Source organism: Citrifermentans bemidjiense Bem (assembly GCF_000020725.1).
GTDB lineage: Bacteria > Desulfobacterota > Desulfuromonadia > Geobacterales > Geobacteraceae > Geomonas > Geomonas bemidjiensis.
Map to the genome: position 1 here is coordinate 3,180,124 of NC_011146.1, position 17,877 is coordinate 3,198,000.

The 17,877-nt window shown below is 59.3% G+C and carries 21 protein-coding genes and 1 riboswitch; of the genes, 2 read left to right on the top strand and 19 right to left on the bottom strand.

Going from position 1 to position 17,877, the window contains the following annotated elements; translation table 11 throughout:
- Window positions 1–92: 92 nt before the first annotated feature.
- From GBEM_RS13725 to ilvY, 8 genes are all read right to left on the bottom strand, one after another.
- On the bottom strand, window positions 93–1,250 hold the full coding sequence (locus GBEM_RS13725; RefSeq protein WP_012531180.1) for a 1-deoxy-D-xylulose-5-phosphate reductoisomerase: 1,158 nt from the start codon (window positions 1,248–1,250) through the stop codon (window positions 93–95).
- Window positions 1,251–1,352: 102 nt separating this feature from the next.
- Window positions 1,353–2,144, bottom strand: coding sequence for a phosphatidate cytidylyltransferase (locus tag GBEM_RS13730; protein ID WP_012531181.1), 792 nt, complete (start codon window positions 2,142–2,144; stop codon window positions 1,353–1,355).
- Between the two features lie 33 nt (window positions 2,145–2,177).
- Window positions 2,178–2,927, bottom strand: a complete 750-nt coding sequence (locus GBEM_RS13735; RefSeq protein ID WP_012531182.1) for an isoprenyl transferase — start codon at window positions 2,925–2,927, stop codon at window positions 2,178–2,180.
- Window positions 2,928–3,032: 105 nt separating this feature from the next.
- The gene (gene frr / locus GBEM_RS13740) at window positions 3,033–3,590 is read right to left on the bottom strand and encodes a ribosome recycling factor (RefSeq protein ID WP_012531183.1); all 558 of its coding nucleotides are present in this window, start codon (window positions 3,588–3,590) and stop codon (window positions 3,033–3,035) included.
- 1 nt (window position 3,591) lies between these two features.
- A complete protein-coding gene (gene pyrH, locus GBEM_RS13745) occupies window positions 3,592–4,314 on the bottom strand; it encodes a UMP kinase (protein WP_012531184.1) in 723 nt (240 codons plus the stop codon).
- Between the two features lie 175 nt (window positions 4,315–4,489).
- Window positions 4,490–5,140, bottom strand: a complete 651-nt coding sequence (gene tsf / locus GBEM_RS13750) for a translation elongation factor Ts (RefSeq protein ID WP_012531185.1) — start codon at window positions 5,138–5,140, stop codon at window positions 4,490–4,492.
- 95 nt (window positions 5,141–5,235) lie between these two features.
- A complete protein-coding gene (gene rpsB / locus GBEM_RS13755; protein ID WP_012531186.1) occupies window positions 5,236–6,003 on the bottom strand; it encodes a 30S ribosomal protein S2 in 768 nt (255 codons plus the stop codon).
- A gap of 252 nt (window positions 6,004–6,255) precedes the next feature.
- Window positions 6,256–7,236: an HTH-type transcriptional activator IlvY gene (gene ilvY / locus GBEM_RS13760; protein WP_012531187.1), complete on the bottom strand. Its 981-nt coding sequence runs from the start codon at window positions 7,234–7,236 to the stop codon at window positions 6,256–6,258.
- Window positions 7,237–7,411: 175 nt separating this feature from the next.
- On the opposite strand from ilvY, the gene ilvC reads away from it, so the two are divergent.
- Complete coding sequence (ilvC, locus tag GBEM_RS13765; protein WP_012531188.1) at window positions 7,412–8,884, top strand: ketol-acid reductoisomerase; 1,473 nt, start codon at window positions 7,412–7,414, stop codon at window positions 8,882–8,884.
- A gap of 87 nt (window positions 8,885–8,971) precedes the next feature.
- On the opposite strand, the gene GBEM_RS13770 is transcribed toward ilvC, so the two are convergent.
- The 10 genes from GBEM_RS13770 to GBEM_RS13815 all read right to left on the bottom strand — a co-directional run bounded on the left by GBEM_RS13770 (window position 8,972) and on the right by GBEM_RS13815 (window position 16,249).
- On the bottom strand, window positions 8,972–9,841 hold the full coding sequence (locus tag GBEM_RS13770; RefSeq protein WP_012531189.1) for a hypothetical protein: 870 nt from the start codon (window positions 9,839–9,841) through the stop codon (window positions 8,972–8,974).
- Between the two features lie 163 nt (window positions 9,842–10,004).
- Window positions 10,005–10,388, bottom strand: a complete 384-nt coding sequence (locus tag GBEM_RS13775; protein ID WP_012531190.1) for a hypothetical protein — start codon at window positions 10,386–10,388, stop codon at window positions 10,005–10,007.
- A gap of 120 nt (window positions 10,389–10,508) precedes the next feature.
- A complete protein-coding gene (gene rplI / locus GBEM_RS13780; protein ID WP_012531191.1) occupies window positions 10,509–10,952 on the bottom strand; it encodes a 50S ribosomal protein L9 in 444 nt (147 codons plus the stop codon).
- A 30-nt stretch (window positions 10,953–10,982) separates the two neighbouring features.
- The gene (locus GBEM_RS13785) at window positions 10,983–11,915 is read right to left on the bottom strand and encodes a YybS family protein (RefSeq protein ID WP_226373864.1); all 933 of its coding nucleotides are present in this window, start codon (window positions 11,913–11,915) and stop codon (window positions 10,983–10,985) included.
- An 11-nt stretch (window positions 11,916–11,926) separates the two neighbouring features.
- On the bottom strand, window positions 11,927–12,205 hold the full coding sequence (rpsR, locus tag GBEM_RS13790) for a 30S ribosomal protein S18 (protein ID WP_012531193.1): 279 nt from the start codon (window positions 12,203–12,205) through the stop codon (window positions 11,927–11,929).
- A gap of 3 nt (window positions 12,206–12,208) precedes the next feature.
- The gene (gene rpsF, locus GBEM_RS13795) at window positions 12,209–12,613 is read right to left on the bottom strand and encodes a 30S ribosomal protein S6 (protein WP_012531194.1); all 405 of its coding nucleotides are present in this window, start codon (window positions 12,611–12,613) and stop codon (window positions 12,209–12,211) included.
- Between the two features lie 283 nt (window positions 12,614–12,896).
- Window positions 12,897–13,991, bottom strand: coding sequence for a redox-regulated ATPase YchF (gene ychF, locus GBEM_RS13800; RefSeq protein WP_012531195.1), 1,095 nt, complete (start codon window positions 13,989–13,991; stop codon window positions 12,897–12,899).
- Window positions 13,992–14,066: 75 nt separating this feature from the next.
- Window positions 14,067–14,633 (bottom strand): aminoacyl-tRNA hydrolase, encoded by a 567-nt coding sequence (gene pth, locus GBEM_RS13805; RefSeq protein ID WP_012531196.1) that lies wholly within the window; start codon window positions 14,631–14,633, stop codon window positions 14,067–14,069.
- Between the two features lie 12 nt (window positions 14,634–14,645).
- A complete protein-coding gene (locus tag GBEM_RS13810; RefSeq protein ID WP_012531197.1) occupies window positions 14,646–15,239 on the bottom strand; it encodes a 50S ribosomal protein L25 in 594 nt (197 codons plus the stop codon).
- Between the two features lie 59 nt (window positions 15,240–15,298).
- A complete protein-coding gene (locus GBEM_RS13815) occupies window positions 15,299–16,249 on the bottom strand; it encodes a ribose-phosphate pyrophosphokinase (RefSeq protein WP_012531198.1) in 951 nt (316 codons plus the stop codon).
- Window positions 16,250–16,572: 323 nt separating this feature from the next.
- Between GBEM_RS13815 and GBEM_RS13820 the strand changes: the two genes are divergently transcribed.
- The gene (locus GBEM_RS13820; RefSeq protein WP_012531199.1) at window positions 16,573–16,977 is read left to right on the top strand and encodes a PilZ domain-containing protein; all 405 of its coding nucleotides are present in this window, start codon (window positions 16,573–16,575) and stop codon (window positions 16,975–16,977) included.
- 77 nt (window positions 16,978–17,054) lie between these two features.
- On the opposite strand, the gene GBEM_RS13825 is transcribed toward GBEM_RS13820, so the two are convergent.
- The gene (locus GBEM_RS13825) at window positions 17,055–17,450 is read right to left on the bottom strand and encodes a hypothetical protein (protein ID WP_012531200.1); all 396 of its coding nucleotides are present in this window, start codon (window positions 17,448–17,450) and stop codon (window positions 17,055–17,057) included.
- A 255-nt stretch (window positions 17,451–17,705) separates the two neighbouring features.
- A riboswitch (cyclic di-GMP riboswitch) is annotated at window positions 17,706–17,782 on the top strand.
- The last annotated feature ends 95 nt before the right edge of the window (window positions 17,783–17,877 follow it).

Genomic DNA, 17,877 nt, shown 5'->3' on the forward strand with positions numbered 1-17,877 from the left:
GTTTCCTCAACCGGACCGCGGCCGGCAACCGGACCGCACCGGAAAGCTGGTGCCTTCGCGTGCCCTATTGCACCCGAAGAAAAGCCTTTGTTTCAGCAGCCTACGCCAAGGACTTCCTTGGCGGTTCTCCTACCCCAACGGTCCGCCTCCAGCACCTCTTCGATCGATGCCAGCGCGTGCGGCTCGTGCAGGTCCATCACCTTCTCGATCGCCTCGGCTATGGCCATGAAGCCGATCCTTCCACCGAGGAACGCCTCGACGGCGATCTCGTTGGCGGCGTTCATGACCGCCGGCATGCTTTCCCCGGCGTCAGCCGCGCGATAGGCGAGCTGCAAAGCGGGGAAGCGGTCCGTGTCCGGCTTGAAGAAGGTGAGCCCCGAAAGCGCGGTGAGATCAAGCGCCTTGACCCCGGAGGGTACGCGGCCCGGGTAGGTGAGCGCGTAGGCGATGGGCCCCTTCATGTCGGGAGTCCCCAGTTGCGCCATCACGCTCCCGTCCACATATTCCACCATGGAGTGGATGATGCTTTGCGGATGGATGTTCACCCCTATTCTCTGCACCGGGATATCGAAAAGCCAGCGGGCCTCGATCACCTCAAGCCCCTTGTTCATCATGGTGGCCGAGTCAACGGTGATCTTTCTCCCCATGCTCCAGTTGGGATGGTTGAGCGCGTCGGCAACCGTCGCGGCTTGCAACTTCTCTCTTCCCCAGTTGAGGAAGGGGCCGCCGGAAGCAGTGAGGATCACCCGGGCAATGTCCTGGCTGCGGTGCCCCGCCATGGACTGGAACACCGCGCAATGCTCGCTGTCGACCGGATAAAGATTCACCTTCTTCTCGCGCACCATCTGCATCACCAGATGGCCTGCGGTTACCAGTGTCTCCTTATTGGCGAGCGCCACGTCCTTTCCCGCCATGATCGCGGCCGTGGTGGGAACAAGCCCTGCGGCACCGACGATGGCCGCCACCACCATGGTGGTTTCGGATGCGGTCGCGGCGGCTATCATCCCCTCCACGCCATGCATTATCTCGGGCTTTTTGCCGGTGAGCGACCGGCTGAGGGCCTGGGCCTTCTCGGCGGTCAGCACCGAGACCAGGTCGGGGCTGAAGGTCTCTATCTGGGTCTTTAAGAGTTCGAGGTTGTTCCCTGCGGTAAGCGCGACCACCCGGAACATGTCGGGATACGCTTTGACCACGTCGAGGGTGCTGACCCCGATGGAACCTGTGGAACCTAGGATGGTGAGGTTTTTCATTGTCCCTCGCAGTTATCTCAAGTCAAATACGCCTGGGCCCTCGTAGATTGGGACCGGAAGCGGCGGCGGCGACAGCCGGGCGCGGGAAGGCGCCCCGCTTTATCAGCGAAGCAGGAAATAGGCGTAGTAATACGCGGCAGGCGCCGCAAAAAGTATGCTGTCCAGCCGGTCCAGTATGCCGCCATGCCCGGGGATGATGGTGCCGGAATCCTTGACCCCGCAGTTTCTTTTGATCAGCGATTCGAAGAGGTCCCCCAACTGCCCCAACACGCCCAGAAGGAGCGCCGTGGCGATGCAGTCAGAGATGGCCAGCTCCGGGAAGAAGGTGTACTTGGCGATCACGGCGCCGGCGAGGCTGCCCGCGAGTCCTCCCAGGGAACCTTCGATGCTCTTTTTCGGGCTCACCGCGGGGTAGAGCCTGTTTTTGCCGAAGGTGGAGCCGACGTAGTAGGCGGCGCTGTCGCCGGCCATGACGATGACCATGATCAGGAAGAGCCAGGAGGTGCCGTGGGGGAGCATCCGGATCAGGACCAGGTGGGCAAGGAGCAGCGGCACGTAGAGAAAACCCGTCAGCAAAAGGGCCGCGTCGGGGGCCGCCTGCCGGATCTCCTTAAGCCTGAAGAGCGAGACCAGGCAGAAGGCGAGCACCAGCAAGGTAAGCGCCATGAGGGGGAAGACGGGATTCCCGGCGAAGATGGTGAAAAGGGAAAGCGCACCTGCCGCTGCGGCCGCCCTCCCCTCGCCGCGACGGGCAGGGAGCGACATCCGGTAGAACTCGTCGAGCCCCAATAGCGCGAGCAGGAAAACCAGCAGCGAGAACTGGAATGCCGAGGCCTTCAGGATGAACAGTATCACAAGCGGCAGCAGCACCGCTGCGGTGGCTAGTCGTTTGATGGCGTACTCCTATGGGGCTTCCCCCCGGGAAGATTAAGCCTCGGGCTCGCCTTGGCAGAGCTGTTCGCTGGTCATGCCGAATCTGCGCTCCCTGGACTGGAAGTCCCGGAAGGCGCGGGCCAACTCGTTGCGGTCGAAGTCGGGCCAGTTCACCTCGGTGAAGTAGAGCTCCGCGTAGGCCAACTGCCAGAGGAGGAAGTTGCTGATGCGCATCTCCCCGCTGGTCCTGATCAGCAGGTCCGGGTCCGGGATTCCCGCGGTGAAGAGCGAGCCGGTGAAGCTCGCCTCATCGATCGCCTCGGGGTCGAGCCTTCCCGCCGCCGCATCCTTGGCGAGCCTTTTGGCCGCCGCTACGATCTCCTGGCGGCTGCCGTAGGAAAGCGCCAGGGTGAGCAGCATGCCGCGGTTCCCGGCGGTCTTCTGGATGGCGCTTTCGATCTCGCGGTTCACGTCCTCGGGGAGGTCGCAGCGGTTTCCTATCACGTTGAAACGGATGTCGTTTTGCATCATCCGCGCGGTCTCGCCGCGGATGTATTGCTTCAGGAGCGCCATCAGTGCCTTGACCTCGGTCTTGGGCCGGAGCCAGTTTTCGGCGGAGAAGGCGAACAGGGTAAGATAGCCGATGCCCAGACGCGAGCATTCCTCCACTATCACCCGGACAGTCTCAACTCCTTTTTGGTGCCCAACGATCCTGCGTAACATGCGCTGCTTGGCCCAGCGGCCGTTGCCGTCCATGATGACGGCGAGATGCGCCGGGAGGTTCTTCCGATCTAAGCTATCCATGACCATCCTGAAAACAAAAAATCCCCGGCGGGTCGGGGGTTTGCGCAAATGGAGAGGGGCCGGTCGGTCAGCAGGGGGGAGTGCTCCCCCCTGCCGCACAGGCCGTTAGACCTCCATAACCTCTTTTTCCTTGTGGAGCAGCACCTCGTCCACCTTGGCGACGTGGCTGTTGGTGAAGTCCTGGACTTCCTTCTCGGCGCGCTTTTGCTCGTCCTCGGAAATGGACTTGTCCTTCTCCAGCTTCTTCAACTGGTCGATGGCGTCGCGACGGATGTTTCTCAGAGCGACCTTGGCGTCCTCGGCGTCACGCTTCAGCTGCTTCACGATATCCTTGCGCCTCTCCTCGGTGAGGGGAGGAAGAGTCAGGCGGATCATCTTGCCGTCGTTGGCCGGGTTGAGCCCCAGGTTGGAGTTCATGATGGCCTTCTCGATGGGCGCGATCATCTTCGAGTCCCAGGGCGAAATGGTGATGGTGCGCGCCTCGGGGATGGCGAGGGTCGCTACCTGGTTCAGCGGCGAAAGGGTGCCGTAGCTGTCGACCTTGATATCGTCCAACAAAGAGGTGCTGGCACGGCCGGTGCGCACCTTCTGGTACTCTTTCCTGAGCGATTCTATGGATTTGTCCATATGGACGTTCATGCTGGAGATGACATCCTTGACCATGCTATTCTCCTTCCTTGACGAGGGTACCGATCGGTTCACCGTTGACCACCCGGACGACGTTGCCGTCGGTGGTCACGTCGAAGACGATGATCGGGAGGCTGTTGTCCATGCAAAGCGAGATCGCGGTGGCGTCCATTACCTGGAGCCCCTTTCTCAGCACCTCGAGGTAGCTGAGCGTCCCGTACTTGGTGGCGGTCTTGTCCTTGGCCGGGTCTGCGGAGTAGACGCCGTCGACCTTGGTCCCCTTGAGGATCACGTCGGCGCCGATCTCCATCGCCCTGAGGCTTGCTGCGGTATCGGTGGTGAAGTAGGGGTTGCCGGTGCCGGCGCCGAAGATGACCACCCTTCCCTTTTCCAGATGCCTGACGGCACGCCTGCGGATGTAAGGCTCGGCCACTTCGGCCATGGCGATGGCGGACTGCACGCGGGTGTCTACACCGACCTTCTCCAGCGCGTCCTGCATGGCCAGGGAGTTGATCATGGTGGCCAGCATCCCCATGTAGTCGGCGCTGGCGCGGTCCATCCCCTTGGAGGAGGCCGCGAGGCCGCGGAAGATGTTGCCGCCGCCGATCACCAGCGAAAGCTCGACCCCGAGTTCTACCACCTGCTTCACCTCGCGGGCGATAGCGGTGATGGTGTTCGGGTCGATGCCATACCCCTGCTCGCCCCCAAGGGCCTCGCCGGAGAGTTTCAGAAGTACTCTTTTATAATGAGGTTCTCCCATCGTTGTCACCTTACCTTCTTTGTTGCGGGAAAAAAACTGCTGTTGGATCGGATTGGGGAGTCGGAGGGCCGGCTCCCTTGATCAGCGGGGAAAAACGGACGGTGCCGGGGCACCGGCCTTGCTGCAGATAGAAAAAGAGCCGCCCATGGTTCATGGCCGGCTCTTTTGGGACGTCTTACTGGCCGACCGCCGCAGCGACCTCAGCCGCGAAGTCGCTTTCTTTCTTGGCAAGCCCTTCGCCCAGGACGAACTTGGCGAAGCGGCGGATGCTCATGTTCTCGCCGATGGAGGCGATGGTCTCGTTGAGGAAGGTCTGGATGGTCTTGTCCGGGTCCTTCACGTAGGTCTGCTCGAGGAGGCAGATGTCTGCGAAGAACTTGTTGATCTGGCCGTCGAGGATCTTCTCGATGATGGCTGCCGGCTTGCCGCTTTCCTTTGCCTTCTCGCGGTAGATCGCCTTCTCGCGCTCGATCAGTTCAGCCGGCACTTCTTCACGGCGAACGTAGAGCGGGGATGCTGCAGCGATGTGCATCGCGATGTCCTTCACGAAGCCCTGGAAGTTCTCGTTCTTGGCGACGAAGTCGGTCTCGCAGTTGACTTCCACCAGGACGCCGATCTTGCCGCCGGCGTGGATGTAGGAGCCGACGAGCCCTTCGGTTGCCGCACGGCCGGCCTTCTTGGAGGCGGCTGCCAGGCCCTTGGTACGGAGGTAGTCGATCGCCTTCTCGTGATCGCCGCCGGTTTCGGTCAGCGCCTTCTTGCAGTCCATGAGGCCTGCACCAGTTGCTTTTCTGAGTTCGTTTACCTGTGCCGCTGTAATGCTCACGTTATCCTCCACAGTCGCCCGCGCCCAAGGACGCGGGCTTCATAGATGTTGTTATCGATCGGTACTGCAGTTTCGGCAGGAAGGGGCGGAGCTGATTAAGCCTCGGCCGGAGTCTCTTCCACGACCTCTTCGCCCTCGGTGGAGAACTCTTCCTCGGCGCCGGTCTGGAGACGTGCGTTCCTTGCCTGACCGCCTTCGAGGACTGCGTCAGCCATCTTGCTGGTCAAGAGGCGAATGGCGCGGATAGCGTCGTCGTTGCCCGGGATGACGTAGTTGATGTCGTCCGGATCGCAGTTGGTGTCGACGATGGCGACGACCGGGATCCCCAGCTTCTTCGCTTCGCTGACAGCGATCTCTTCGTTTTTCGGGTCGACAACGAACAGAACGCCCGGGACCTTGCCCATACCCTTGATGCCGCCCAGGGTCTTCTCCAGCTTCTCGCGCTCTTTGGCAAGTTTCAGCTGCTCTTTCTTGGTGTAAGCCTCGATGGTGCCGTCAGCGATCATGGCGTCGAGACGCTTGAGACGGTCGATGCTCTGCTTCACGGTAGCGAAGTTGGTGAGCATGCCGCCCAGCCAACGGTCGTTGACGTAGAACTGCCCGCAGCGCTGTGCCTCTTCCGCCACGGAGTCCTGTGCCTGCTTCTTGGTGCCGACGAAGAGAACGGTCTCGCCTGCCTGTGCTGCGTCGGTGACGAAGCTGTAAGCGTTCTTGAAGAGCCTTACGGTCTTCTGCAGGTCGATGATGTAGATCCCGTTACGAGCGCCGAAGATGTATGGCTTCATTTTCGGGTTCCATCTCTTGGTTTGGTGACCGAAATGGACACCGGCTTCCAGCAGTTCCTTCATGGTGATGTTCGACATGTGGTGTTTCTCCTTTTGGTTTTCCCTCCGCCACCTGGAATGCCGGAACCCGCGTTGCGGGCACCACCGGCAATGATTAGGGGGCGTGCGAATTTTAAACAGCGAACTTATATAGCACAGGGGAGAAGCGAAGGCAAGGCGAAAACCATGTGACGCAAAGCCGCAAAGACGCAAAGACAACAGAGCGTGAACTCCCTCTTGGTGACAGTCGCGGCAGGATCAATGACAATCGATGAAGAGGAAATATAGATTTTACTTGGCGCCTTTGCGTCTTTGCGTGACCTTCTTTTGGTTTATAGACTGCTTCTCCGCCAGTTGCCAGAATGCCTTCACGCTGGGGCGCTGCAGGTTGCGCCTGCCGCAGCAAAGCCCCACCTCGTACGGTTTCAATGAAGGCGCCTTCTCCAGCACCGCCACCTCGTCCCTGAAGGGGCTTCGCTCCAGAACCAGTTGCGGCACGATGCCGACCCCGCAGCCAAGCCGCACCATGGCGATAATGGCCTCATTGCCCGAGACCTCGGAGGTGATGTTTGGCGAAATGCGGTGCTCCTTGAGCCACTGATCGAGCCTCCTTCGGGAAAGCCCTGTCTGCGGCAACACCAGCGGTGCCCGGGAGAGGTCGAGTTCGCCACCCTCCTGCGGAACATCCGCAGCAATCGCGTGGCGCGGCGCGATGAAGATGAGCGGTATGGTGGCGATGGGGAGAAATTCCAAGTTCGAGCTATGCCGGTCGGGGAGTGCCGCCACGGCAAGGTCTATCTCCCCGTTTTGCACCTGCGTCACCGCCTGCTCCGCGGCCCCCGTCCTCAATTCAAGTTGGACCTCCGGGTACTTTTCCCGGTACGACTCCAGCAGTTCGGGAAGCAGGCTGTAGACCGCGGTGATGGAAGCGTATATAGATAACGTTCCCGCCACCGACTGCTCGTCCTTTATGGCGGCGCGGAAGCTCTGCCACTCCTGCAGGCAGAGGCGGGCGTAGCTTTTGAGGCGCTCCCCCGCCGGCGAAAGCGTTACCGTCCTGTTGTCGCGCAGGAAAAGCGGCTGTTCCAGTTGCTCCTCCATGCGCTGAATAGTCCGGGTCAAAGCCGACGGGCTCAGGTTGCAGGCCTGGCTGGCGCGACCGAAGTGGAGTGTCTCGGCGACGGTGAGAAATACTTCCAGTTCCCGCAGGTCCATGTTTTGTCCTCTAGTGATCATCAGTTCAAGGTTGTCCATCGCGTCCATCAAGACCATGAGTCCATTCCCCCTCGCCCTCCGGGAGAGGGCCGGGGTGAGGGAAGTCCACGTTGCGCCAGGCGCAATACAATATGCACAATAATTCAATTTACGCAATGTGAAATATGGTATACAGTCGGCACACTTTCAGACTTGTAACCACACCACAACATAGATTCAGGAGGGAATACCGATGGGAGTGAACTATTTCAACACCCTGCCGCTGCGCCGCCAGCTCCAGGAACTGGGCACCTGCCGCTTCATGGACGCATCCGAGTTCGCCAACGGCTGCGAGTACGTCAAAGGTAAGAAGATCGTCATCGTCGGCTGCGGCGCACAGGGGCTCAACCAGGGTCTCAACATGCGCGACAGCGGGCTGGACGTCTCCTACACCCTGAGGAAAGAAGCGATAGAGCAGAAGCGTCAGTCCTACCTGAACGCCTCCGAGAACGGCTTCAAGGTAGGCTCCTACGAGGAACTGCTCCCCGGCGCCGACATCGTCATGAACCTCGCCCCGGACAAGCAGCACAGCAACGTCGTCGATACCGTCATTCCCTTCATGAAGCAGGGCGCCGTGTTCAGCTACGCCCACGGCTTCAACATCGTCGAAGAAGGGACTCAGATCCGCAAGGACTTAACCGTCGTCATGGTCGCCCCTAAATGCCCCGGCTCCGAGGTGCGCGCCGAGTACAAGCGCGGCTTCGGCGTCCCGACCCTTATCGCCGTGCATGGCGAGAACGACCCCAACGGCGACGGCCTTGAGATCGCCAAAGCGCTTGCTTCCGCTCAGGGTGGCGACCGCGCCGGCGTGCTGGAGTCCTCTTTCGTGGCCGAAGTCAAATCGGACCTGATGGGCGAGCAGACCATCCTCTGCGGTATGCTGCAGGCGGGCGCCCTTCTTTGCTTCGACAAGATGACGCAAAACGGCATCGCCGCACCCTACGCCGTCAAGCTGATCCAGTACGGCTGGGAGACCATCACCGAGGCGCTCAAGCACGGCGGCATCACCAACATGATGGATCGCCTCTCCAACCCGGCGAAGCTCATCGCCTTCAAGCTGGCCGACGAGCTGAAGGACATCATGCGCCCGCTGTTCCAGAAACACATGGACGACATCATGAGCGGCGAGTTCTCCCGCACCATGATGGAGGACTGGGCCAACGACGACGTGAAACTCCTCACCTGGCGCGAGCAGACCGGCCAGACCGCGTTCGAGAAGACCGAGGCAGCCGGCGAGATCTCCGAGCAGGAGTACTTCGACAAGGCGATCCTGATGGTCGCCATGGTCAAGGCAGGCGTGGAACTCGCCTTCGAGACCATGGTGCAGACCGGCATCGAGCCGGAGAGCGCCTACTACGAGTCTCTGCACGAGACCCCGCTCATCGCCAACACCATCGCCAGAAAGAAACTGTACGAGATGAACCGCGTCATTTCCGACACCGCCGAGTACGGCTGCTACCTGTTCTCCCACGCCTGCGTACCCCTGCTCAAGGACTTCATGTCCAAGGTCGGCACCGACGTGATCGGCAAAGGGCTTGCGGCTAAGGACAACAGCGTGGACAACCAGCTCTTGGTTGCGGTCAACGCCGAGATCCGCAGCCATCTGGTCGAGGAAGTCGGCGCCGAGCTGCGCGCCGCCATGAAGGGCATGCAGAAGATCGTCTAGCCTGAAGCTGTAGTTCCAAAGAGGTAACAAAAAAGGCGCTTCCGTATAACCACGGAAGCGCCTTTTTCATTTGAGATGGCGGGAGAGTCAGTCGGGGAAACCCATCATCGACTGCTGTTCCTCCACAGGCACCTTCCGTAACGGCCCCTCCAAAAGCGACCCCAGGAGGTACAGGGTAGGCTTGATCACGCTGTCATCGGTCCAGTAGGCGGCATGGCTGGTGGGGTTCCAGGCCGTCAGGATGTTGCCGACGCTCACCTCGATATCCTCGCTCACCGCTTTCTCGTAGCTCGGACTGAGCGGCTTCAGCGGCCACCCCAAGACGTCGTCTGAGTCGTAGAGGTTCAACCACTTGGCCTTTTTCCGGTAATCCTCGGCGAGCGAGGAGGGGGGGAATTCTATCGCCGCCACCTCGTCCAAGGCCACAGTCATCATGGGGATATTGCTTCCCAAGGTGATAAAGCCGGCCAGCGTCTCCATCCTTTCGAAAGGGGTCGCTCCGTAGCGCTCCTCATCCTTACCTTTCTGCCGGTCCCAGATGTGGTCGGACATGATCACCGACCCGAGCGAATGGGCGATCACCAGCAGCGGCCGGTCGGCGCCGATGTTTGCGCGCAGCTCCTTGAGTGAGTCGCGGACCAACCCGTGGATCCTCTGATACAGGGAATCCGGCTGGTCTCTGTCATATGCGTAGGCGGTGATGGTGCCGAAGCTGTTTATGAAGAACTTGCGCAACTTGGCCCAGTTGAGGTCGTTGTCCGCGCAGAGGTCCACCCAGAGGCGGTTCTCCTTGGCGGAGAGCAGCGGGTTCCAGTAGACGGATTGCCAGGCGATCTCGTCGCGGTTCAGGCCACGTCCGGCGATCCGCTCCCGCAGTTCATGCACCGTGTCGTGCGCGAAGTCGTCAGACACCGCACCTAGCCCATGCACCAGCAACACACCGACTTTCTTGTTCATTTATACCCCCTATGGTACCGGCTGGTTGAATGATCGATGCTGTGCCGGTACCTGCTCGTCCGACTCTTACGGTTGAATTCAAGGTCACATTAAATTTACCACACAAATATATAGGGAGAATCAACCTGTGCAAGCATGGGCTCTTGTCACCGACCATGGAACCCTACCCCTTTCCCGCACGAAACTCCCGATCGAAGCGGAGCATCTCTTCCGTCGCACTCCCCTCCAGCGCGAGGTAGTCGTCCACGCTGCGCCCCAATAGAAATAGAGCCTCCTGACGCAGGTCCAGGTGCAGGTAGATTTCGCTTTCATTCAAGGTGCCGGACGAAACGGGCTCTGTTTTGGGGCTGGTGAAAAGGTGCATCACCGACTGGAACCCTCTTCTCTCCTCCCCTTTCTTTTGGCGCAGCAGTTCGCCCAGTATCTCCTCTGCGGCCGCAGCCAGCGTGATGACGCTGAAGAGGTCAGCGCCGGCAAAGAAAAGCTTGAGCGCGGTCTGCAGTTGCCTGTAGGCGACATCCTTCTTGTGAAACTTTTCGATATTCATGCTCAGGCTCCGGTTTCGGGGTTCGCAGCTACTCTGGATAAAAAAAGGCCGCGCTCCTTGTCGGGAGCGCGGCCTTTTTAATGATGCCGGCGAACTGTGAAGCAGCTGGAACCGCAGCGCTTAGGCTTTGGTCACGGCCACTTTCAGGGTTGCGCTCACTTCCGGGTGGATCTTCACGGTTGCGGTGAAATCGCCCAGCTGCTTGATCGGCTCGGCGAGGACGATGCGCTTGCGGTCCATTTCGATGCCGTTTGCCTTGAGCTGCTCTGCCAGTTCCATGTTGGTGACGGCGCCGAAGAGCCTGTCGTCTGCGCCAGCCTGATGCGCGATGGAAAGGGAAAGGCCTTCGATCTTGGCTGCCAGCTGCTTGGCTGCCTCGAGAACCTTGTTTTTCTTGTATTCGAGGTGACGCTTGGCGTGCTCGAGCGCTTTAGCGTTCTTCTCGGTAGCCTCGATGGCGAAGCCTTTCGGGAGCAGGAAGTTGCGGGCGTAGCCCGGTGCTACCTTTACGATGTCGCCGATGTGGCCGAGATTGTCTACGTTTTCTTTGAGAATTACCTTCATGTTGCCTCCTAGCCTGGTTATTTACAGGTTTTACTGTTTTTTGGGGGATCTGAAATCTCCCCAGAGGTCGAAAACACCCAGCACCGCGACCGCCAGCACCATGAAGGGCTGGATGATCAGGAACAGGGCGGACAAAAGCCTGATGAACTTCGGAACCTGGAGCTTGCAGAAGTAGTGGCTGATGACGGCGAAACCCTGAACTGAGTAAAGGGCGGCAACCACGATCAGCACGTTCAGCGAGGCCAGGTAAACAGGGGTGCTCGGCGCCAGCATACCGAACCCCGAGGCAATCAAAAGCCATACCAGCGGCTCGGGATTGCGGTACTTCTTGAAATCTCCAACGTAGAGCGGCATCCGGACCCGGTTGGCGACCCTGGCTAGAACCAAGAGGTTCATGCAGGCCACAAGTCCAAGCGACACGGTGACGAGCGCGGGGTAGATGGTGATGACCAGTTCGCCCGCCTGCTGCATCGACTCCTGCATCGCCTTGAGTTCGTCCCCCTTGACCCCCGCCTTCTCATAGAGCAAAGCGGTCTGGGTGATGCTCGACTGCACCCCCTTGGTCACCTTGGCGTGCAGATCGGCCCCGGTGTCCCAGCTGTAGAGCAGGGCGGCAACGAGCATGACCAGCAGGTTGATGGCGACCGAGTAGACGATCGATCGGGCGCCCCCTTTCAACCGGAGCAAAAACTCGGGAAGCGCCAGGGAGAGAACGCCTGCCTGCAGCAGGTAGACCAGCAGGAGCGTTGAATCCGCCAGGCCGAGGAGCAGCGCCGACGAGGTCAGCAGCACCAAAAGCCCGATCTTCCTGTCGTTCTTCAGGGCGTAGTAAGCGCCGGGGAGCGGCGCGAAAAAGCCCGGGATCATGCCGAGCACGGGGAAGTAGACGAAAGCAAGGAAGAGCGTCACCGTGGCGACGCTCCCCTTCACTACATCAAGAATCTGCCCCTGTACTGGGTTCACCTTAAGCGACACTAGGCGGTAGCGTGGCTGCCGGCGATCGGAAGCAGGGCTATGTTCCTTGCCCTTTTGATCGCTTCGGTGATTTCCCTCTGGTGCTTGGAGCAGTTACCGGAGATACGGCGCGGGATGATCTTGCCGCGCTCGGACACGAAGTAACGCAGGGTACGCGGGTCCTTGTAATCGATGGTTACCTGCTTGTCAGCGCAGAAACGGCAAACTTTACGACGCTGAAACGGCCTTTTCTTCCTGGGGCCGCTGGTGCTTCTCTGGGGTGCTCTTTCGTCAGCCATCTTTTATCCCTCCACCGTAGTAGTCGTTTCGGCCGGTGCCTCGGTAGCAGCCTCAGCGGCAACTTCCTCAGTCCCTTCCTCGGCGCTCTTCACCGGAGCGGCAGCCGGGGCAACCACTTCAGTTTCGAGCTTGACGCTCTGGTACCTGATGACCTTGTCGTCAAGGCGCAGGCGGCGCTCCAGTTCGGCGATCAGTCCGGAATCGCCGTCGAAGCGGAGGTAAAAATAACGGCCGCGCGGGTTCTTGTTGATCGGGTATGCCAGTTTCCTGGTGCCCCAGTCTTCAACCCTTTTGAAATCGCCGTTCATGCTGGCGATCACGTCCTGTACCTTGGTGGAAAGAGCTTTGATCTCTTCATCACCGAGGTCCGGCTGGACGATGTAGATCGTCTCGTACATCCTGCTCATTGTTAAGCCTCCTCACGGTTAATTTAGCCCCGGTCCGACCCGGAGCAAGGAGATACGGCACTAGGCCGTTCTGGTGAACGCGTTTATTTACTACAGATAATCCTGTTTGACAAGGAAAAAACAGAGGTGAGGCAGATTAAGATTGAGATTAAGAAAACAAGCAGCACCAGCAGGAGCATCGCCCGCCTCTGCAGTCCGCCTTTCCTTAATCTCTATCTTTATCTCTACCTGCCTCCCCTAACCCCGCCTTTCCTCAATCTTAATCTCAATCTTAATCTGCCTTTTAGACGTTAAACCTGAAGTGCATCACGTCGCCGTCTTGCACCACGTATTCTTTACCTTCCAGCCGCATGAGCCCCTTCTCCTTGGCGCCGGCCTCGCCGCCGGAGGCGATGTAATCCTGGTAAGCGATTACCTCGGCGCGGATGAAGCCCTTTTCGAAGTCGGAGTGGATGACGCCCGCGGCTCCGGGAGCCTTGGTTCCCTTGGTGATGGTCCAGGCGCGGACTTCCTTGACACCGGCGGTGAAGTAGGTGATCAGGCCCAAAAGCTCGTAGCCGGAACGGATCAGACGGTCAAGGCCCGACTCCGCCAGCCCCATTTCCTCTAGAAACGCCTGTTTCTCCTCGCCTTCCAGTTCGGAAATCTCGGCCTCGATGGAGCCGCAGATGAAGACGACGCCGTTTCCTTCCTTCGCTGCCAGCTGGCGCACTTCCTCGACGTAGGGGTGCTTCCCTTCCAGGTCGTCCTCGGCCACGTTCGCCACGTAAAGAACCGGTTTGGCCGTCATGAGGTGCATGTCGCGCAGTATCAGCTTCTCGTCCTCGGTCTCGGCCATGTCGCGCGGCGAGAGCCCCTGCTCCAGGGTGGATTTCACCTTGAGGCAGAAATCTACGTCTTCCTTCGCCTTCTTGTCGCCGCTTCTGGCCTGTTTCTCGGTACGCTGCAGGCGCTTTTCCACCGTGTCCAGGTCTGCCAGCGCCAGTTCGGTCTGGATCACCTCGATGTCGCGCACCGGCGAAACGCTGCCGCTTACGTGCACCACGTTCTCGTTGTCGAAGCAGCGCACCACGTGCAGGATTGCGTCGACGGAACGGATGTGCCCCAGGAACTTGTTCCCCAGCCCCTCACCTTGGCTTGCGCCTTTGACCAGCCCCGCGATGTCGAGGAACTCGATGGTGGTCGGCTGCATCCGCTCCGGGTGTACGATCTCGGCGAGCCTGTCCATGCGCGGATCCGGAACCGCGACGATGCCGACGTTGGGATCGATGGTGCAGAAGGGGTAGTTGGCGGACTCGGCCCCGGCCGAGGTGAGCGCGTTGAAGATGGTGGACTTCCCCACGTTGGGGAGGCCGACGATACCGCAATTGAAACCCATGACGTATCCTTTTGAAAACTCAACCCATTGCCGGGGGGAGTGCTATAAAGTCCACCTTCGTGAAGTGGGGATCTGCTACCTGGCGTTGAAGATGCTCATTGCCTTGGGCATCCCTTCCTTGATCATCATCTCCAGCGCGTCGACCGAGGTGTCCAGCACCTCGAGGAGAGAATCCATCTCTTCCTTGGCGAAGTTCGTGAGCACGAAGTTCACCACGTCGCCGTGCACGGGGCGGCCGATGCCGACGCGGATGCGCGCATAGGCGGAAGAGCCGAGCTCCTGGGCCAGCGAGCGCAGGCCGTTGTGCCCGCCGTGGCCGCCTCCCTCCTTGAGCTTTACCTTGCCGAACGGGATATCCAGGTCGTCATGGATCACGATGAGATCTGAGAGGGACAGTTTGTAGAAGCGAAGCGCCTCCGCGACGGAGCGCCCCGACAGGTTCATGAAGGTCTGCGGCTTGAGGAGGTAGACCCGCTCGGAGGACCAGTTTCCGTCACCAGAAAGGCCGGAGAAGGCCTTCCTGGTGACCTGGATTCCCGAGAGGCTGGCTAAGCGGTCCAAAACCATGAAACCCGCGTTGTGGCGGGTCCATGAGTACTTTGGCCCGGGGTTGCCGAGCCCTACGATAAGTTTTGCTGCCATACGATTCCTGGATTAGGCGGCGGGAGCGGCCTCTTCCTCTGCGGCACCCTTGCGGCCGAGGATGCTGACCACGGACGCTTTGGGGTCGGAGAGGATTGCGGTGCCGATCGGAGCGACGATCTGGCCTACGTGAACGGAGTGGCCGATCAGCAGTTCTGCCACGTCGACGTTGATGTGGGCCGGGATGTGGACCGGGAGGCACTCGACTTCGACTTCGTGCATGGCGAAGTCAAGGAAGCCGCCGGCTTTGACGCCGGCCGGGGTGCCTACCAGGTTCAGCTTGACATGAACCTTGACCTTGTCCGCCAGGTTGATCTTGTGCAGGTCGACGTGACGCGGCACGTTCTTCAGGCTGTCGCGCAGAAGGTCGGCGACGATCACGCTGGCGCCGTTCAGCTCGCCCGCGCACTCAAGGGTCAGGATGTGGTTGCGGCCACCCTCGCCTGCGATGGCTTCGGAAAGTTCCTTCTGCCCCAGGGAAATGGATACGGGAGCGATCCCTTTGCCGTACACAACGGCCGGAACGCGGCCGGCAGCCCTCAGGCGGCGGCAGATACCCTTGCCAGTTTGCTCTCTCAGTTCAGCTTTCAGCACCTGCTTACTCATACATCCTCCGATGTCGATCTTGGTATTTAATGACCCAATGACGTTTTTTTGAATTTCAATTACACGAAAAGCGAGCTGACCGATTCATCCTCATGGATGCGGCGGATCGCTTCTCCCAAAAGTTCTGCAACGGAAAGCACCCTGATCTTGTCCGAAAGCTCCGCTTTCTCGCCCAGGGGAACCGTATCGGTGATGACGACTTTCTCGATGACCGAGGCGTTGATCCTGTCGATCGCGGGGCCGGAAAGCACGCCATGTGTGGCGCAGGCGTAGACGTTGGCGGCGCCGTGCTGTTTCAGAGCGAGAGCTGCCTGGGTCAAGGTCCCTGCCGTGTCGATCATGTCGTCCAGGATGATGGCGTTTTTACCTTTCACGTCGCCGATCAGGTGCATGATCTCGGCCACGTTCGGGCCGGTACGGCGCTTGTCGATGACGGCCAGCGTGCAGCCGAGCCTCTTGGCGAAGGCCCTGGCGCGTTCGGTCCCGCCTGCGTCCGGCGACACCATGACCAGGTTGTCCGGATCGTCGGCGAAGCGGCTCTTCAGGTGGGCGAGCAAAACCGGAGCGGCGTAGAGGTTGTCCACAGGGATATTGAAAAAGCCCTGGATCTGCCCCGCGTGAAGGTCCACGGTCACCACCCTGGCGGCGCCGGCAGTAGTGATCAGGTCGGCCACGAGCTTGGAAGTGATCGGGGTCCTCGGTGCGGCCTTGCGGTCCTGGCGCGCATAGCCGTAGTAGGGGATAACGGCGGTGATGGTAGCCGCCGAAGCCCTCTTCAGGGCGTCGATCATGATCAGCAGTTCCATCAGATTGTTGTTGGTCGGACAGCAGGTCGACTGCACCACGTAGATGTCACGCCCGCGGACGTTCTCGCCGATCTCGACCATGATCTCGCCGTCGGAGAAGGTCTTGACCTTTGCCTTCCCCAGGGGCACCTTCAGGCAATCACAGATCTTTTCTGCCAGAATAGGATTGGAGTTACCGCTGAACACCCTGATCTTGTTTTCCATTGAAGCTCTGCCCTCGTAACTTCTTTTATTTAGGTTCTGCGCGGCCTGCAGGCTTCCCAACCCCACCTAGACCGGCATCACAAATCCAGGAAACGCTACTTAATACAATAGTTGCCCCCCGAAGTCAATGGAAAAGCTGTCCGGACACGCGCCCGGCGGCCTTGCTGCAGAAGTCGACAGAGCCCCGCGCAACGGCAAAGAGAGTCGGCACCCGCACAGCGTTAGGCTGTAATAATTTTTCCAAAAACTCCTAATGTCGGGTATCCTCTTTGACGATAAGAATCCTGCCCGACGTCTATTACACTGCAGAGGGGGATGACTATATGGAACAGCGGCGTTTTCACCGGGTACAAAGCAGGGCGCCCGGCGAACTGTCACATTTCGGGATGGACTACAAGTGCCGACTGGAGAATGTCTCCTTGAGGGGCGCGCTGATCAGCGCGGACGAGTGCATAATGATCCCTGTCGGCGACTGCTGCACGTTCTCTGTCGTTTTGGAGCCCGAGACCGCGCCTGTAGTCATTACCGCCTGCATCGTGCACAGCTTTTTTTCCATGGTGGGGGTGAAGTTCATTAATTTTTCAGGGGACGCCGAGGAGCGATTGCTCAGCTTCATGCAGAGGTTGACCACCGAACCCGAGAAATTGAAGCAGGAGTGGGAAATGATACAGGAGAAAAGACGTAAAAGCCGCGAAGAGTGCTGCCTGCCCACAGCAACCAGATCCTGATCCCTCAAAAAAAGAAAAGACCCGCCGCCTTGTAGCGCCAAGCCTTCACGAATCAAATTAAGCCCGCCGACCCTTCCCTAGCTCTCGCCCTGAATACCGCCTTTCCCCTGGGAGCAGTTCACCCGCAGTTCGTAAGGGAGGCAGCTGTTGATGTTGAGGACCTCCTCTGCGAGGGCCAGGCTCTTGTATCGCAACGAGACCTGCTCCAGCTTGGACTTTAACTGCACCAGCACGACCAGATCCTCAGTTCTCGCGTACTCGTTGTACAGCTGCAACACCTCGTCAAATACCATATCGATCGACGCTTCGACCGGCGCCTTGGCGCCTGCCGCATAGGTCAACACCTTTTCCTTGTCATCTTCAAGTTCGCCCCTGAGCACTGCGGATTGCCTGGCTTCGCGCATAAATCTCTTCAGCGCGTCACAGTTGATCTCGTACTTGGCATTACCGATCTCGAGAATGGTTCTAACCATTTTATCCCCTCGTGCATCTCGATATAACATTGAAGCAATGTAAGTGGGTCCACGCATATTCCGCATCCGCATTGATTATCTTCGGCAAATTTAGTGAAGACTTTAAGTCTTTTTACTGTCTGGGAACTTGAGGCACTACAATCCTTTCACAAAAGCGGATACCCTCTGACAAAAGTCCCGGAACCAACTGATTGAAAAGCAGCCTTGACATGCCTCAGACCTTGCGCTATGTTTCCATCACATTCCAGCATAGATAGACGACAATACTAAACCATCCGCGAGGATGGGACGGAAAGCCTACAGGGTCTCCAAGAGACAGCCGGGTCGCCGAAATATCGATCGATATTTTTGGCCCCGGCTTTTTTGTTGCCGCAATCCCGGATAACGCCCGGCGCGGCGACACGCCGGGCGCCCTTAAAACGGAGGA

Bases quoted from the DNA above. Each gene is read 5' to 3' on its own strand.
- GBEM_RS13725 (WP_012531180.1), bottom strand. From the start codon at position 1,250: ATGAAAAACCTCACCATCCTAGGTTCCACAGGTTCCATCGGGGTCAGC.
- GBEM_RS13735 (WP_012531182.1), bottom strand. From the start codon at position 2,927: ATGGATAGCTTAGATCGGAAGAACCTCCCGGCGCATCTCGCCGTCATC.
- frr (WP_012531183.1), bottom strand. From the start codon at position 3,590: ATGGTCAAGGATGTCATCTCCAGCATGAACGTCCATATGGACAAATCC.
- pyrH (WP_012531184.1), bottom strand. From the start codon at position 4,314: ATGGGAGAACCTCATTATAAAAGAGTACTTCTGAAACTCTCCGGCGAG.
- rpsB (WP_012531186.1), bottom strand. From the start codon at position 6,003: ATGTCGAACATCACCATGAAGGAACTGCTGGAAGCCGGTGTCCATTTC.
- ilvY (WP_012531187.1), bottom strand. From the start codon at position 7,236: ATGGTCTTGATGGACGCGATGGACAACCTTGAACTGATGATCACTAGA.
- ilvC (WP_012531188.1), top strand. From the start codon at position 7,412: ATGGGAGTGAACTATTTCAACACCCTGCCGCTGCGCCGCCAGCTCCAG.
- GBEM_RS13770 (WP_012531189.1), bottom strand. From the start codon at position 9,841: ATGAACAAGAAAGTCGGTGTGTTGCTGGTGCATGGGCTAGGTGCGGTG.
- GBEM_RS13775 (WP_012531190.1), bottom strand. From the start codon at position 10,388: ATGAATATCGAAAAGTTTCACAAGAAGGATGTCGCCTACAGGCAACTG.
- rplI (WP_012531191.1), bottom strand. From the start codon at position 10,952: ATGAAGGTAATTCTCAAAGAAAACGTAGACAATCTCGGCCACATCGGC.
- rpsR (WP_012531193.1), bottom strand. From the start codon at position 12,205: ATGGCTGACGAAAGAGCACCCCAGAGAAGCACCAGCGGCCCCAGGAAG.
- rpsF (WP_012531194.1), bottom strand. From the start codon at position 12,613: ATGAGCAGGATGTACGAGACGATCTACATCGTCCAGCCGGACCTCGGT.
- ychF (WP_012531195.1), bottom strand. From the start codon at position 13,991: ATGGGTTTCAATTGCGGTATCGTCGGCCTCCCCAACGTGGGGAAGTCC.
- pth (WP_012531196.1), bottom strand. From the start codon at position 14,633: ATGGCAGCAAAACTTATCGTAGGGCTCGGCAACCCCGGGCCAAAGTAC.
- GBEM_RS13810 (WP_012531197.1), bottom strand. From the start codon at position 15,239: ATGAGTAAGCAGGTGCTGAAAGCTGAACTGAGAGAGCAAACTGGCAAG.
- GBEM_RS13815 (WP_012531198.1), bottom strand. From the start codon at position 16,249: ATGGAAAACAAGATCAGGGTGTTCAGCGGTAACTCCAATCCTATTCTG.
- GBEM_RS13820 (WP_012531199.1), top strand. From the start codon at position 16,573: ATGGAACAGCGGCGTTTTCACCGGGTACAAAGCAGGGCGCCCGGCGAA.
- GBEM_RS13825 (WP_012531200.1), bottom strand. From the start codon at position 17,450: ATGGTTAGAACCATTCTCGAGATCGGTAATGCCAAGTACGAGATCAAC.